15 protein-coding genes are annotated in these 16,049 nt (G+C 42.3%); 9 read left to right on the top strand and 6 right to left on the bottom strand.

All coding sequences use genetic code 11. The annotated features are described in order from the left end of the window. The 3 genes from AC37HE_RS15625 to AC37HE_RS15615 all read left to right on the top strand — a co-directional run. The coding region (locus AC37HE_RS15625; protein ID WP_500783833.1) for a tetratricopeptide repeat protein at positions 1-1,082 on the top strand (1,082 nt) is incomplete at its 5' end. Next, positions 1,082-1,960 (top strand): lipoprotein insertase outer membrane protein LolB1, encoded by an 879-nt coding sequence (lolB1, locus tag AC37HE_RS15620; protein WP_500783831.1) that lies wholly within the window; start codon positions 1,082-1,084, stop codon positions 1,958-1,960. The genes AC37HE_RS15625 and lolB1, both read left to right, overlap by 1 nt. A 9-nt stretch (positions 1,961-1,969) precedes the next feature. Then, a complete protein-coding gene (locus AC37HE_RS15615) occupies positions 1,970-3,154 on the top strand; it encodes a murein hydrolase activator EnvC family protein (RefSeq protein ID WP_500783829.1) in 1,185 nt (394 codons plus the stop codon). A gap of 35 nt (positions 3,155-3,189) precedes the next feature. On the opposite strand, the gene AC37HE_RS15610 is transcribed toward AC37HE_RS15615, so the two are convergent. Beyond that, entirely contained in the window at positions 3,190-3,891 is a 702-nt protein-coding gene (locus AC37HE_RS15610) for a Crp/Fnr family transcriptional regulator (protein ID WP_500783827.1), read from the bottom strand. Between the two features lie 110 nt (positions 3,892-4,001). Between AC37HE_RS15610 and AC37HE_RS15605 the strand changes: the two genes are divergently transcribed. From AC37HE_RS15605 to AC37HE_RS15595, 3 genes are all read left to right on the top strand, one after another. After that, the gene (locus AC37HE_RS15605) at positions 4,002-4,418 is read left to right on the top strand and encodes an OsmC family protein (RefSeq protein WP_500783826.1); all 417 of its coding nucleotides are present in this window, start codon (positions 4,002-4,004) and stop codon (positions 4,416-4,418) included. 158 nt (positions 4,419-4,576) lie between these two features. Continuing rightward, a complete protein-coding gene (locus tag AC37HE_RS15600; RefSeq protein ID WP_500783824.1) occupies positions 4,577-5,983 on the top strand; it encodes a Gfo/Idh/MocA family protein in 1,407 nt (468 codons plus the stop codon). 94 nt (positions 5,984-6,077) lie between these two features. Beyond that, complete coding sequence (locus AC37HE_RS15595; RefSeq protein WP_500783822.1) at positions 6,078-7,439, top strand: NAD-dependent succinate-semialdehyde dehydrogenase; 1,362 nt, start codon at positions 6,078-6,080, stop codon at positions 7,437-7,439. Here the strand turns inward: AC37HE_RS15595 and AC37HE_RS15590 are convergent. The 5 genes from AC37HE_RS15590 to AC37HE_RS15570 all read right to left on the bottom strand — a co-directional run bounded on the left by AC37HE_RS15590 (position 7,432) and on the right by AC37HE_RS15570 (position 14,029). Continuing rightward, the gene (locus tag AC37HE_RS15590) at positions 7,432-7,719 is read right to left on the bottom strand and encodes a hypothetical protein (RefSeq protein WP_500783820.1); all 288 of its coding nucleotides are present in this window, start codon (positions 7,717-7,719) and stop codon (positions 7,432-7,434) included. The two genes, AC37HE_RS15595 and AC37HE_RS15590, sit on opposite strands and share 8 nt — an antisense overlap. 622 nt (positions 7,720-8,341) lie before the next feature. Beyond that, positions 8,342-8,794, bottom strand: coding sequence for a GNAT family N-acetyltransferase (locus tag AC37HE_RS15585; protein ID WP_500783819.1), 453 nt, complete (start codon positions 8,792-8,794; stop codon positions 8,342-8,344). 11 nt (positions 8,795-8,805) lie between these two features. After that, positions 8,806-10,839 carry a methionine--tRNA ligase gene (metG, locus tag AC37HE_RS15580; RefSeq protein ID WP_500783818.1) on the bottom strand — a complete coding sequence of 678 codons (2,034 nt, stop codon included), beginning with the start codon at positions 10,837-10,839 and terminating at the stop codon, positions 8,806-8,808. Between the two features lie 116 nt (positions 10,840-10,955). Next, positions 10,956-11,783 (bottom strand): nitroreductase family protein, encoded by an 828-nt coding sequence (locus AC37HE_RS15575; RefSeq protein ID WP_500783816.1) that lies wholly within the window; start codon positions 11,781-11,783, stop codon positions 10,956-10,958. 47 nt (positions 11,784-11,830) lie between these two features. Then, positions 11,831-14,029, bottom strand: a complete 2,199-nt coding sequence (locus AC37HE_RS15570) for a B12-binding domain-containing radical SAM protein (protein ID WP_500783814.1) — start codon at positions 14,027-14,029, stop codon at positions 11,831-11,833. Positions 14,030-14,240: 211 nt separating this feature from the next. Here AC37HE_RS15570 and AC37HE_RS15565 point away from each other — a divergent pair, with 211 nt between their 5' ends. The 3 genes from AC37HE_RS15565 to AC37HE_RS15555 all read left to right on the top strand — a co-directional run bounded on the left by AC37HE_RS15565 (position 14,241) and on the right by AC37HE_RS15555 (position 16,047). Further along, complete coding sequence (locus AC37HE_RS15565; protein WP_500783813.1) at positions 14,241-15,062, top strand: aminotransferase class IV; 822 nt, start codon at positions 14,241-14,243, stop codon at positions 15,060-15,062. 24 nt (positions 15,063-15,086) lie between these two features. After that, a complete protein-coding gene (locus AC37HE_RS15560; protein ID WP_500783812.1) occupies positions 15,087-15,434 on the top strand; it encodes a DsrE family protein in 348 nt (115 codons plus the stop codon). Positions 15,435-15,558: 124 nt separating this feature from the next. After that, positions 15,559-16,047, top strand: a complete 489-nt coding sequence (locus AC37HE_RS15555; RefSeq protein WP_500783811.1) for a hypothetical protein — start codon at positions 15,559-15,561, stop codon at positions 16,045-16,047. Positions 16,048-16,049: the final 2 nt, after the last annotated feature.

The raw sequence follows: 16,049 nt of genomic DNA, 5'->3' as shown, positions 1-16,049 counted from the left end.
TGTACCAAAGCCAGGGTGACAAAGAAAATGCCCTTAAATACTACAATAAAATCCTCGAGATAGATCCTGAAAATGGTTTTGTTCATTTTTCGTTAGCTGGTTTTTATACCGAGCAGGGTGATATGGATAAAGCTTTTGAGGAAATTAAAAAGGCCTTTAAGAGTGATCAGCTCGATGCAGATACAAAAATCCAGTATTACATGATGCAAACTGCCTCGGCCGATAAATCGGATTGGACAGATGAGCAAATCGATGAATTACTGGATATTTTGCATGCGAAATATCCAGATGATAATCGGATGTTTGCGATCTATGCCGATCACCTGGTGCGACAAAATAAATTGTCTGAGGCACGTGATTATCTGAAGAAGTATTTGGATACCGACAAAAGCAGTTTCGAAATTTGGTGGCAATATTTGCTTATCAGTAACGATTTACAGGATTGGCAAAAACTTTACGACGATAGCTCGGAAGCTATTGAATTGTTCCCGAATCAGGCTGCCTTATACGCTTTAAATGCCGTATCAGCTCTTCAGCTTGAGAAATACGATGAAGCACTAAAAATTATTGACGAAGGTGAAAAATACGCTCAGAGCAATAAAAACCTGATGGTGCAATTAGCCATTTACAAGGCCGAAGCCAACTATAAACTGAAGCATGTGGATAAGGCTCTGCAAGCTTACGACGACGTTTTGAAGTTGGATCCTGAGAATTTTATGGCGATGAACAACTATGCCTATTATCTTTCGGTTCAAGGTTTAGATTTGGAAAAAGCCGAGAAGTTAAGTAGTAAAGTTGTGCAGGCTAATCCAACAAATCCGACTTACCTGGATACACATGCCTGGGTACTATTTAAGCGAAAAGATTACAGTTTAGCTAAGTTTTATATTGAAAGTGCCCTGGAAAACGGAGGTCAGGATAATGGAACATTGGTTGAGCACTACGGTGATATTCTTTACATGTTAGGTGATAAATCGAAGGCAATGGAAGAATGGCATAAGGCAAAAGACCTGGGAGACGGATCTGCCGTTTTAGAACAAAAAATTAAGGAATCACGCTACATCGAAAGTAAAGAAGAATAGTGAGAAAGTCAGTTATCAATACCCAAAACCTGTTTTTTCTGTTAGCAGTTTTGGTTTTTACCTCGTGTAAAACGACTAAAACAATTACAACTTACGAAAAACTGAAACCCATCAGTGTCAATCGACTGATCAAAAATGTTGAAGATAATGCCTTTGATTATAAAGGATTAGATATTAAACGAATTGCTTGTGTTTATGAAAGCCCAGAGAATAAAACTTCCTTTCGGGCATCGTTGAGTTCCAAAAATGATCAATTTATCCAGGTTTCAATCAGTAAACTGAATTTGCCGGTTGCCCGCATTTTATTGACGCCAGACAGCGTTAAGATGGTTAATTATCTGGAGAAGAATTACTTTTTAGGTGATTACTCTTACATTGAGCAAAAGCTTGGAGCAGCCATCGATTTTCAGGTTGTACAATCAATTTTGACGAATGATGTGTTTTCGTACCGTAATGACGCAAAGGAGAAAGATTTCAAGGAATTTGTTTCCTATGCCGATAGCGGAATGTATGTCATTCAATCGCTGAAAAACCGGAAATTGGAGAAAATCAGTCGGAAAGGAAAAGGAGATAAAATAGACCGGTACCTCAAAAAACTCGATGAAGAAAGCTTCATTGTTCAGTATTTATACATTGATCCGGTGACTTTCAAAGTTCGAAAAATAATCATGGATGATGTTACCGAAGGCCGGAAAGTAACCGTTAATTTTGATCAGTTTACGGAGGTTGGCAAGCAATTATACCCGGGGAATATTGATATTCATTTTTTAAGTCCGGATAAGGATTTGAAGATGAAAATTAAACTGAGTAAATTTTCGCTCGATGACAATCCGAATATTACCTTTAAAATACCGGAGAAGTATAAGCAAACAAACTGATTTTAACCTATGAAGCGGCTCTTTCTGTGTATCGGTCTGGTATTTTTGATGTTGGCACTGAAAGGCCAGTCTTTATCTGAATTACGCTCCAAAAAGACCAATGCTGAAAAGCAAATTCGCTACACCAGCTCTTTGCTCGAAGAAACCCGCAAAAACGAGCAGAATTCGCTATCGAAGTTGAAATTGCTGAAATCGCAAATCGCTTACCGCAATCAATTAATTGACAATATAAACAACGAAATTAAGCTTGTTGACTGGAGTATTGCCAACAATAACGAGATTATTGGGATGCTTCAATCGGATTTGGTGCATTTGAAGAAAGAATATGCATCGATGATCCGGTTCGCCCAGAAAAATAAAAATACCTACGATCTACTTATTTTTCTGTTTTCAGCCGAGAATATGAATCAGGCTTACAAGCGATGGTTGTATTTACGGCAATATGCCAAGTACCGAAAATCTCAGGCTGAAATCATCCAGTTAGTTGCGACTGAATTAGACGAAAATCTGGCAAAGCTTGAAGACAAGAAGGCCCTTAAAACCGATTTATTACAAGGAAAACTCGCCGAATTTAATGTGCTTGAAAAGCAACGTGGTGAGGAAAACAAAGTGGTTTTGTCGCTTCAGCAGAAGCAAAAGGATTTGAAAAAGCAGATTAGGGAGCAACAAAAAATTCAGGATGAGCTGAATCGAAAGATTGAGAAGATGTTGGAAGAAGAGGCCCGTAAAACAGCTTCGAAAAGTGGCTATGAAATGACTCCTGAACAAAAATTGGTTTCTACTGATTTCGAAAAGAATAAAGGCCGAATTCCCTGGCCTGTTGCGAAAGGCATTATCACCGAACATTTTGGAGTACATGCTCACCCTGTTCTGAAGCAAATTCAGGTGCGGAGCAATGGGATTGACATTAGCACTGATGCCGGAGCTAAAGCACGGGCTGTGTTTGCGGGTGAGGTAAGCCGGGTGTTTGCTATATCGGGAGGAAATATGGCCGTGATTATACGCCATGGAAGCTATTTAAGCGTTTATTCAAACCTGAAGGACGTGCAGGTTAAAGCGGGGCAGAAAGTGGCTCTAAAGCAGTATATTGGTACTATTTATACTGATCGTGCGGATGGAAATGCCACGGTAGTGAAATTTCAGATTTGGAAAGAAAGTCAGAAGTTGGATCCGGAAGATTGGATTACCCGTTAGGATACAAAAAAACCCGCTGAATGGCGGGTCTTTTGTTATAAATTGGCAACTTTCGTTAACGCATTTACATCCAGTAGTTTTATTTTTCGGCCTTGTAATTCAATCATCTTATCTTGTTTAAATTCCGATAAGAGCCGGATAACACTTTCTGTTGCAGTGCCTACAATGTTGGCTAATTCTTCGCGTGTAAGCGAAATCTGGAGTGTATTTGACGGATCCAGCTCAAAGCTGTCCTTCAACAGAATCAACACTTCAGCTAAACGTTCACGAACAGTTTTCTGGGCAATATCAGTGATATAGTCATTTGCTTCGCGTAATTCTTTACATACAATTTGCAGCATGTGATGCGAAAATTCCCAGTTGTTCTGAATTAAAAACAGGAGTGTTTGGTACGGAATATGGCACAATACGGCTTCTTCAATTACTTTGGCTGCGGTACAGGCTAATTCCTGGCTTAACAAAGACCGATATGCAATAATTTCCCCCTTTTTTGCAAATCGGATAATTTGTTCTTTACCGTCAATTCCTGTCTTGTAAATTTTCAAAATACCCCTTGTAACACAATAAAAACCAGTTAATCGGCTTCCTTCCCGGTAAATAACACTCCCCTTTTTGTAAAGCGAACATGTTTTATCGTAGTTCAGGTGGATATACTCCTGCTCTTTCAATTTTTTAAATAATTGAAAGCCCGATAAATCGCATTCTTCTTCGCTCGGTCGTTTTAAAGAACTTTTCATCTACCCCTTTTGTTTTAACGTTGAATCAACAAATAATTAGATATTTTAATCTCTTAAATATATTAATTTTAGGCAAAAATAGTGCAAAAAACAATATAAACTAGTTTGTTATGAAACACGTAGTCGATTTAAGCTGGAAACAGAAAATGACTTTCGAAACTGATCTGGATGGTCATAAACTTGTAATTGATGCTAACGAAGAATCAGGAGGCGATGATCAGGGACCTCGTCCTAAAAAACTGATGTTATTAGCATTGGCCGGTTGCACCGGAATGGATGTTATTATGATTTTGAAAAAGATGAAGGTAGAGCCGGAATCTTTCCATGTTCTTGTTGAAGGTGATGTGGCTGAAGATCATCCTAAAAAGTATACTAAAATGAAGGTTATTTATCAGTTTAAAGGGCCAAATTTACCTATGGATAAACTGGAAAAAGCCGTTAAGTTATCGGAAGAGAAATACTGCGGGGTAAGTGCTGTTTATAAAGAGGCGCTGGATTTGAGTACAGAAATACGCATTATCGAATAGTTGAAAAGCACTTATAAAAATAGGAATGAGTCCCCATGAGGACTCATTTTTTGTTTATGGGAATCTACAGTATGATATGTTTGGTGGCATGTTTTTCTTAATGTACAGTAAATCAGTGTAATTTATACTGATTTATTACTTAACCAAACACTAAACAGATGAATAAATTAAACCGACGTCGTTTTATAAATACGGCAGGAGCATTAACGGCAGGAGCATTACTAACCAATCCGCTTCAAGGGTTTTCGTTAGGTACATCGAACAAAATGAAGCTTGCCTTGGCTGGTACCGGAATTAGAGGAACCAGTTTTTGGGGGAAAGCAATTGTTGAACGTTATCCTGACGAAACTGAATTTGTTGGTTTGTTTGATCATAACCAGGGAAGGTTGCAATATGCCAAAGAATATATGGGCGTTAACTGTCCGTTATTTACTGATTTTGAAGCGATGATCAAACAGGCCAATCCTGATTACATCATCGTTACAACGGTTGATGCTACACATCACGAATTCATAATCAAAGCCCTTGAAATGGGGTGCAATGTCATTACTGAGAAGCCAATGACAACTGATGAAGTCAAGTGTCAGGCTATTCTTGACGCCGAGCGTAAAACCGGTCGAAAGGTGATTGTTGGCTTTAATTATCGATATGGACTTCAATTTACAAAGCTCAAAGAACTTTTAGCTGCGCAACAAGTAGGGGAGCTGACTTCGGTTGATTTTCATTGGTATTTAAATACATACCATGGTGCATCCTATTTCAGAAGATGGCATGGTGAGCGAGATAAAAGCGGCACCTTGCTTCTCCATAAGGCGACTCATCATTTCGATTTATTGAATTGGTGGATTGATTCAGATCCGATGGAAGTTGTTGCTTTTGGATCGTTGCAGCACTACGGAAAAAATAACAGCTTTCGAGGAGCAAATTGCCGATCATGCGCCTATACTTCGAGATGTAAATTTTATTGGGATATCATGGCTGAAGATCGTATGGTTGATTTATACGTTAACAATGAGAAATACGACGGATACATACGCGATAATTGCTTGTGGCGTGATGAAATCGATATTTACGATAAAATGGCAGTACAAATTAAGTATGCCAATAACGTTCAGGTAAGTTACTCGCTTACAACTTATTCTCCTTACGAGGGATGGCGAATTGCATTTAATGGAAAAGAAGGAAGATTAGATTCGTGGGAAGGTATTCCTTGGGAGAATCGTGAATTGATGAGTCAGGAAGAACTGCACCAAAAAGAAATGAGCCAGTCTGGTGCCGATCAAATGGAAGCCTATGACGAAATCATGCTCATGAAAAACTGGGAAGATTATCAATTGATAAAGGTACCAAAAGTTAGGTCAGGGCACGGTGGAGGAGATGTTCGTTTGCACGATAAGATATTCAAAGATCCGGATATGGCTGATCCATACAAACATTCAGCAGGTACCCGCGATGGGGCAATGTCAGTACTAATTGGTATTGCAGCGCGGAAAAGTATTGAAGAAGGACGAATTGTTCGGATTGAGGAGTTGACAGATTTGCCGATTCTGGCTTTAAGACCATAGGTTAGAGTAATTTAAAAAAGGGACTTGAATGATCGGTCCTTTTTTTCGTTCTGAATTCCTGTTAACTTTGAATTGAATGTAAATACAGAAACCCATGAAAGCCATAAATCCATATACCGGTAAAGTTTGCGGGACATATCCCAAGCATACAGAATCTGATGTTTCTCAAATTATTGATAAAGTTGATCTTGCTTTTCAAAGCTGGAGAAAAAGCAGTTTTAGCGAGCGTTCAAAATTAATGCTTCGGGTGGGAGAGTTGTTGCTTGAAAAGAAAGACTGGCTTTCGGATCTGATCAGTTCCGAAATGGGAAAACTGAAACGGGAGGCTATCGCTGAAGTTGAAAAATGTGCCTGGGTTTGCCGCTACTATGCGGAGAATGCTGAGCAGTTTTTGGCGAATGAAGGTATCGAAACCGAAGCAAAAAGGGCTTTTTTAAGTTACCAGCCTATGGGGACGGTTTTGGCTATTATGCCCTGGAATTTTCCTTTTTGGCAGGTATTTCGTTTTGTTGCACCGGCGCTTATGGTTGGTAATACCGGATTATTGAAGCATGCCAGTAATGTACCTGGCTGTGCTTTGGCCATTGAACAATTGGTAGAGGAAGCCGGTTTTCCGGCTAATGTATTCCGTACGCTTTTGGTGGGTGGGGCTGATGTAAAACCAATCATCCAAGATAGGCGGGTTAAAGCGGTCACCTTAACCGGAAGTACCCCTGCCGGTAAAGCGGTAGCTGCTGCTGCCGGTGCAGTGTTGAAGAAAACAGTGCTCGAGTTGGGAGGCAGCGACCCTTATATCGTTCTCGATGATGCCGATGTTAAAGAGGCAGTCCGGTTATGTGCTTCAGCCCGGTTATTAAATGCCGGGCAGAGCTGTATTGGTGCAAAGCGATTTATTGTGATGGATAGCGTTTATGATGACTTTAAAGCGGAGTTCTTGAAGCACATGACTGCTGTAAGCTTTGGCGATCCGTTGAATGAAATGACTACGCTGGCTCCAATGGCACGGATAGACTTGCGGGATGAGTTACATGAACAGGTTAAGCAAAGTGTTGAGTTGGGAGCTCATTTGCTTTGCGGTGGATTTATTCCTGAAGGAGAAGCAGCTTTTTATCCGGCTACGGTGCTTGAAAATATAAAACCCGGCATGCCTGCTTATCACGAAGAACTCTTTGGGCCGGTAGCTTCCTTATTTCGTGTTCAAAGTATTGAAGAAGCTATTTTCATCGCGAATGACACTGTTTTCGGCTTGGGGGCAGCCATCTTTACTGCTGATGAAGAAAAAGGGCTTGAATTGGCCGAAAAAGGCTTGGAAGCCGGGTGTGTATTTGTGAATGACTTTGTAAAATCTGATCCGCGCTTGCCTTTTGGCGGAATTAAAGAAAGTGGCTACGGACGGGAATTGTCCTTGGTTGGTATTCGTGAATTTGTGAATGTGAAAACGGTCGTTCTTAAATAAAATTTCGGGCGAACCAGCCGAATGCAACGATGAAAAGGACAATCGAAAGAATGAGCATCCCTTTCTCGATACGGGCTTGCCGTTTTACATCGGCCCGGATTTTTTGCATGATTCGCTTTTTATCTTCTTCCGACCCTTCTTTAAATTTCAATTCCAGGTGCGAACCAAAATAAATAAAACCTTCCTCTTCTTTTTTGAAATGCTTAGGTCGCTTTAAAAGTTCCCGGTTTGCACTAAGTCGGGAAAGCATATCTGCAATATGACCGGCACCAAATGACATGATTTGAATATTTTGTGATTGCTTATACAATTTACGACATTGACGGATTAATTACAATCATGTTGAAGCTAAAATTGTTAGATAAAACCAGGTGGGCAGAAATGCTTTCATTTTTTGTTGTCGGAATTCCACAGGAATGGCAATTTATTTTTCCAATACAAAAGAGCTTCAATTATTGGCAATCCATGAGTTTACTTAAGGACTTCTATCTCGTATTTGCTCCCTTTTTTAGAATATTGAAAGAAAAAATCAACTTTTTTTTACTCCATATGAACCTTTGCATAAACTTCGTGTTTTAATGTCAAAGTTCGATGTTCAGATAGCACGAGTTGAAGAGAGAAAAGGTATTGAGATAAAGATGAAGGGAAGAGAATATCGAACTACTTTGAGGTAGTTAACATTTCTATGCATAATAGATTCAGGTTTAGTTTAGGTTTAGTTGGTTTATTAGTGAAAAAAGGGTTCGTTTTAAGCGACCCTTTTTTTTATGCCCAAAAAAAGCCGCTCTTGCGTACAAAAGCGGCTTCATTATATGTTGAGTAAGTTGTCGATCTGCAAAAGCAGTACTTCAACTTACGGAAGCGCTGCCAACAGGAGTTGGCAACGACTATTTTTAATTCATTTACCTTAGTAGCTTTTCAAAGCAGACACTGGTTTCTACGTTTTCATACTGCCCATAGTTCGGGATCGGGGAAAAGTTGTTTTTGCGATAAAGAGCAATGGCTTCCGGTTGTTTAATTCCGGTTTCCAAAATACACTTTGAATAGCTTAATTCGGAAGCCCACTTTTCCAATTCTTTCAGCACGGCAGAGGCAATTCCTTTACCACGAAGATTAGGATCAGTAAACATGCGTTTTAGTTCCATTACGCCATTTGTGTATTCTTTAATAGCTCCGCAACCAACCGGCTTTCCGTCAATATAAGCTACAACAACATGTTTGATCAGGTCAATTTTATTGTATTGAGCGTAAAAAGCATGGTCGTCTCCATCTCTTACTGCCAAATCCGCATCCAGTTCCCTCACCAATTTGATAAAGTCTTCGTTTTGCGAATCAGTACGAATTAAATTGATCATTGAGCTTATTATTAGCGTACTTCCGATCCGTTTTTAACCTTGCTTTCAGGAGAAACAAATTTCAGGCTTCCATCGGCATCTTCTGCCATCAGGATCATACCTTGCGACTCGATTCCACGTAATTTACGAGGCTCCAGGTTCACCAGGATTGAAACTTGTTTACCAATGATGTCTTCGGCTTTATAATACTCAGCAATACCCGAAACAACGGTGCGTTTATCAATACCGGTGTCAACCAATAACTTCATCAATTTCTTGGTTTTAGCAACCGGTTCGGCTTCAATAATGGTTCCTGTACGGATGTCCATTTTCATAAAATCGTCGAAGGTGCAATTTTCCTTGGCAGGTTTGGCCACAGCGGCAGCTGCCTCGTTTGCTTTCTTCGTATCCAGCAGTTTTTGTACCTGAGCTTCGATCGTTGCATCTTCAATCTTTTCAAACAGCAATTCCGGTTTATTGGTTTGGTGACCTTCAGGCAGTAAATCGGTACGGCCTAATTCACTCCAATCCAGTTTTTCCAAGTTGATAAATCCGCGTAGTTTATCCATGCTGAATGGTAAGAAAGGCTCCAGCATAATCGTCAGGTTTGCTGTAATCTGCAAACAAATATTCATGACGGTTTTTACGCGTTCCGGGTCGGTTTTCACCACTTTCCAAGGCTCTTCGTCGGCCAGATATTTGTTACCTAAACGAGCCAGATCCATGGCTAATTTCAAAGCCTCGCGGAAACGGTAGTTGTCCAGGCTCTTCTCGACATCAGCTTTCAGTTTGGTAATTTCAGCCAAGGCAGCTTGGTCTACCTCGTTGGTTTCGCCCAATGCCGGAATGACACCTTTATAATATTTTTGAGTGAGCACCAAAGCACGGTTCACGAAGTTACCTAAAACGGCCACCAGCTCGTTGTTGTTGCGGGCCTGGTAGTCTTTCCAGGTGAAGTCGTTATCCTTGGTTTCCGGTGCATTGGCGGTCAAGGTATATTTCAGCACATCTTCTTTCCCCGGGAAGTCATCCAGGTACTCGTGCAGCCAAACAGCCCAGTTGCGAGAGGTTGAAATCTTATCACCTTCGAGGTTCAGGAATTCATTAGCCGGTACGTTATCCGGGAGGATGTAGCTTCCTTCAGCTTTCAGCATACTCGGGAAAATGATACAGTGGAAAACAATGTTATCTTTTCCGATGAAGTGTACCATTTTACACTCCGGATCTTTCCAGTATTTCTCCCATTCAGGGGTACATTCTTTGGTCGCTGAAATGTAACCAATCGGCGCATCAAACCAAACGTACAGTACTTTTCCTTCGGCACCTTCAACCGGAACAGGAACGCCCCAGTTTAGGTCGCGTGTTACCGCACGAGCTTGCAAACCACTGTCGATCCAGCTTTTACATTGTCCGTACACGTTGGTTTTCCATTCTTTGTGACCATCTAAAATCCATTCTTTCAACCAACCTTCGTATTGATCCAGCGGCAGGTACCAGTGTTTGGTTTCTTTCAAAACCGGTGTGTTACCGCTAATCATCGACTTCGGATTAATCAATTCAGTCGGGCTTAATGAAGTACCGCAGCTTTCGCATTGGTCGCCGTAAGCTTTCTCGAACGAACATTTCGGGCAGGTACCCACAATGTAACGGTCGGCCAGAAATTGCTTGTTTTCCTCGTCGTAATATTGTTCGGATGTTTGTTCTACAAACTTGCCGTTATCGTAAAGAGTTTTAAAAAATTCAGAGGCTGTTTCGTGGTGTACCGGCGAACTTGTCCGTGAGTAAACATCGAATGAAATACCGAAACGGCCAAATGAATCTTTAATGATGTTGTGGTATTTATCCACGATATCCTGCGGTGTTACACCTTCATTTTTAGCTTTTAAAGTAATAGGCACACCGTGTTCGTCCGATCCGCCGATGAAAAGCACATCTTCGCCTTTCATACGCAGGTAGCGGGCATAAATATCTGCCGGAACATAAACACCGGCAAGGTGACCAATGTGTACCGGCCCGTTAGCATAAGGAAGGGCCGAAGTAATCAGGGTACGTTTGTATTGAGACATATAGTCGTATTTTTTGCTTATCGTGAAACTATTCTAATAAAGGGCTACAAAGATAGTTGTTTTTTGTGTTTTCACGGCAGAAAGATCAAGATCGCTGTTCCTTGCGAAACAAACCTTTATAAACTGATCCGGTTCAGGTTTAACCCATCACTTTGTACTGCCCGTGCGTACTTGACTGCCGGCTTGCCGAAAACCAGAACTGATGCTATGACATGGTCTTCAGGAATGCCGATTTGACGTGCTAAAGTCGGGTTGATTTCGTCGATAACCCATTTGACCATACCATTCCAAAGGGTGCCAATGCCATGGCTGTTGGCCAGTAGTTCGAAATAGCTTAGGGCAATACTGCTGTCGATAATCGGTGTTGTGATTGAGCGAGGTGCCGAAGCGACTAACAAGTGGGGGGCATCGCGGAAAAGCACATCGATTTGTTTGCTTGCCCACAGGCGTTGTAAGTTAAAAAGCACGGCTTGTTTTGCCGGTAATCGACCTTCATCCTGGGCTTGTTTAATGCTGTCGTAAACCAGGTTTCTCAGCTTGGCCAGATCATTTTTATTGTCAACAACCGAAAGTAATACGGCGTTTTTATTGTGCCCGGTAGGGGCGTAGGCGGTTGTTTCAAGCAGTTCCTGAATGAGTTCAGGAGCAACTTCTTCGGATTTGAATTTACGAATGGAACGCCGGGTTTTTATCAGGTGGGCCATGGCATTCGCGTCCGGAATTTCGTCGGTAACCGGCAAACTGTCATCGGGGTTTTTCCCTAAAATAGACAGTGCAGCAGTGGGACAAACGGCCAAGCAGTGCTGGCAACGGATACATTGGCTTTCTTTACCAGCTTTAATTTCGGGATATTCGGTTTTGCCATCGATAATCAGCATCGGGCATTCCTGCGAACACAAGCCACATTTGATGCAGCGTTCGGTATTAATTTTAAAGTCGATCATATTCGGTTTCTTTTTTTGAAGGGACAAAGATATGGCATGTGTCCTTTCTACAGCAAAATCAGGCCATTTTCTCGCAGGCTTTTCATGGCAGGGCTGTTCCAGAAAAGCAGAAAATCAGTACCAGTTTGTTCTTCGAAGCTTGTCTTTAGCTGGTGCCAGCTCGTTGGATTTGTATAGCGTACCGATAGATCAGGCATTTGTTCCATCAGCCAGCTTGCTTCTTTTTTTTTCAATTGAATGACGACTTCTTTATTTCGGTTTGAAAAACTTAGTTCAGCCATTTCAAAGGTCTTCTTCTTTCTGCGTTTGGTGAAATAGTTCATCGTTACAGGACCCCCCAGCCAATAAACCTGTGCCGATTTGGCGGGCGTATCAATTTGTTGGGAGTCGATAGCTTGCTGAATGAAATTGGGGGTCAAGGTTGTGCGGGGCACTTTAAAATCGAACCAATCCTGCAAGGGCAAGTCGAAGCCAATATCGTGCATGTAGTTGAAGAGTGACTTGCGCAGTCCGTCGCTGAACAGTTCGTGGTCGCATCCAACCAGATCCTGGTGTGTCAGGTCATTGTTGGCAAAGCTTCCGGTTTCATAGCTGTCGCGCTCTACTTTAAATTTGTGCGGGTTCAAGCCGATGGGGCTGTGAGCGGTCATGGCAAACTGATGCCAAAAACCCGATTGCACAACACCTGCTTCGAATAATTGGCGGACAACCTCCAGAGAATCGATGGTTTCCTGGGCTGATTGGGTTGGAAAACCATACATCAGGTAAGCATGAACCATGATTCCTGTGCGGGTGAAATGATCGGTTACACGAGCCACTTTGGTCAGGCTTACCCCTTTGTTGATCATCGCCAGAATTCGCTCTGAGGCCACTTCCAACCCGCCGGAAACAGCAATACAGCCAGACTCCTTCAGCAGCAGGCATAAATCGTAGCTAAAGCTTGTCTCGAAGCGGATATTGGTCCACCAAACGACAGTTAGCTTACGGCGGATAATCTCTAAGGCTAAAGCACGCAAAAGGGCAGGGGGAGCAGCTTCATCGACAAAATGAAACCCAATTTCGCCGGTTTGACGAATCATTTCTTCCATGCGATCGCAAAGCTGCTTAACCGTGTTGGGTTCGTAGCGTTGTATGTAGTCGAGTGAAGTGTCGCAAAAGGTACAACGGCCCCAATAGCAACCATGGGCAAGCGTGAGTTTATTCCATCGCCCGTTGCTCCACAGGCTGTGCATGGGGTTTGCAATTTCAATTACTGAGAGGTACTGGTCCAGGATCAGATTTGCATAATCCGGCGTTCCGGAGTGCGCCTGGGCAATGTCGTTTTCAGTGGCACCATCAACAAAAAACACCTGTCCATTTTCGCAGCTGAACGTTCGTTTTAGCTGGCTGGCTTCCCGTTTCCCATCCAAATGTTCGATCAAGAGCAGGAGAGGGGCCTCACCATCATCCAGTGTGATATAGTCGACATAGTTAAACACCCGCGCATCGCTTAGCGAACGTAATTCCGTATTCGGGAATCCTCCGCCCATGATGATTTTAACTTCCGGCCGGTGTTTTTTAATCCATTGACCGCATTTGAGCGCACTGTACAGGTTACCGGGAAACGGAACCGACAAGGCAACAACGGTTGGCTGGTAGTGGTCAATCTTTTGGTGCAGGAGGTTGATCAATAGCTCATCGATAAAACCGTTAGGGGCCAGCAGCGATTCGTTAATTGCATCGAAGGTGCTGGCTGAGCTGCTCAACCGTTCGGCATAACGGCTAAAACCGAAGTGCGGATCAATGGCTTCGATAATTAAATCCGAAAGGTCTTCGAGGTACAGGGTTGCCAAATGTTTTGCTTTATCCTGAATACCCATCGTTCCGAAAACCCAGTCAAGATCTTCCGTTTGATCGAACCGGGAAGCTTCGGGCAGGTAACTTCGGTCACTGATCAAATGCGCCAGGCTCCGGTTTTTTTCCTGCAGAAAACGAATGACCTGATCAATCGTACGGATATAATCATCCTTCATTTTAAAAATGCGCTGGCTGTTTTCCGATAGGTTTGCCTTTTGTGCTTCAACCTTGTCGAAAAGCAACTGCAAACCCGTTGATGAGAAAAGTGCCAGAATTACTTCAATTCCCAGGTCGCACTGGTTGCTGTGGATATTTTGGGTATTCAGAAAACCCTTTAAGTAAGCCGTTGCCGGGTAAGGGGTGTTCAATTGCGTAAAAGGCGGATTGATGAAAAGGATTTTCTGACTCACGTTTTTGCAGTTTTATCTTTCGGCAAATGTACGATAAATCGGGCGAGCTGTAAAAGGCCTGAAATTACCTTCACAGGCCATCAGAAAGGCTTTGTAAATTTTCTTTCGATCGATTACTTTAGCATTAAACACTATTTTATCCTAAAAATAGTTTCGTTAGAAGTATCGCTATTGATGGATTGAACGTATTTTAAAGAAAAAACAAGAAATTATGATCGGCTTTAACAACGGGATTTATGAGCCCATAGCAGCGATAGGGGTACCGGTAACAAGTCTTTCGATTAACCGGGGGTACGGAGCTTTTGAGTTTTTCGAAATCACAAATGGACGCCCTTTTTACGGAGAACGACATCTGGCGCGGTTTAAACGTAGCCTGCAGATTTTGAACCTGAGAACAGATTTTGACGACCAACTCGAAGCAGTTGTTTCAGAAGTTATCCGGCTGAGCGAAATTCAGCATGCATACTTAAAGTTGTTTGCTTTGCCGCACGACTTAAATTGTATGGATGATGGTGTTCGAAAGGCAGCCTTGTATGTTTTTCCAACCGAAATGCCGCTGTTCGATCCCATTCTGTATAAGGAAGGAGCCCGACTGATTACCCACTATTACCAGCGCTTTTTACCTGAGGCTAAAACAACCAGCTATCTACCCGGCCAGTATTGGATGGACAAGGAATGCGACCCAATGGTGGCCGATGTTTTATACCATAACGGCAGAACGGTTCAGGAAAGCTCGCGCGGAAATATTTTTGTGGTGAAAGACGGAGCTGTGGTTACCCCTGCTGATGGGGTTCTGAAAGGAATTACCCGTGGTTTGGTGCTCGAATTACTTCCGGAAATGGGCATTTTACATACCGAAGCTGAAGTGAGCCTTGACCTGCTGTATGGTGCCGACGAGGTATTTGTGTCGAGTACAACAAAGCACATTCTACCTGTTTCAAAGATCGACGATAAGCTGATTGGAAGTGGAAAACCCGGTCCTATAACCTGTAAAATCCGGGAGCGTTTTATGCAGCTTAAGTACGAATATTAAAAACAAACAACTAAAATAGCCTTTATGCAATCGTTAAAAAACAGCTTGATTCAAGTTACCCAAAAAGGAATGGGATCGGGCGATGCCGATTTGGCCCTTCTTTTAATTAAGAACTACCTGAATTTATTAGCCGAAGAAGAAGAATTACCCCGTGTTATTACTTTTTACAATAAGGGCGTTGAGTTAATCGCTGAAGGTTCTCCTGTTATTGCTGAGCTGAAAAAGCTGGAGGAGAAGGGCGTTCGTTTGCTCGCCTGTAAAACCTGCCTGAACTACTTTGGGTTACTCGATAAAATTGAAGTTGGTATAGCCGGAACAATGATGGACATTATCGAGCTGCAAAAGGTGGCCGATAAGGTAATCAATCTCTGATGTGTACTGTAAACTTCTGGTCGAACAGCTTGTTTATGCGCTGTTGACAGCACACACAGGCAAACAAAGCAGTAACTTTAGCAGTTATATGTAGTAGAAATGAGTGGATGAAAATGCCGAGCTTATGAGTTTCAGTGAAGATTTATACAACCAGGAATTTATCGATAAGTATTTTAAAGGATGGATCGGTTTGTCGTTCGATGTGCCCGCCAAACCTGAAGAAAGTCCGATGGCTTTACATCTCGAGTTTAACTCCAAGTGTAATGCCACAGCTGCTTTGTTGTTTATTTACCGTTGGCAGGTGTTCAGCGCCGGTAAACGGCTTCGGGTTTCGATGGTGGAAGAAGCTGACGGACAGATCTCCTGCTATTTTTATACGCCGGGGTATCCGTATCGTAAGATGGGTCGGTTTCAGAAGAACATTAACTTCGATAAGCTGCGCCGCTTTGTTAAACTGCAGCAAAAATACCCCGCCTACCAGATTGTGACCCGCTTTGCCGATCAAAACTTTGATGTTTGTGAAGCCGACACCCAAAACATTATCATTTTTCTGGACTCGCTAACTTACCGCAAGCGCGAAAAGGTAGCCAAGGGTGAGCTGGAGTTTGAATGATC

It is taken from the genome of Mangrovibacterium sp., from assembly GCF_059905295.1.
The sequence above is the reverse complement of the archived record's forward strand: the minus strand, read 5'-3'. Positions and strand labels throughout refer to the sequence as shown.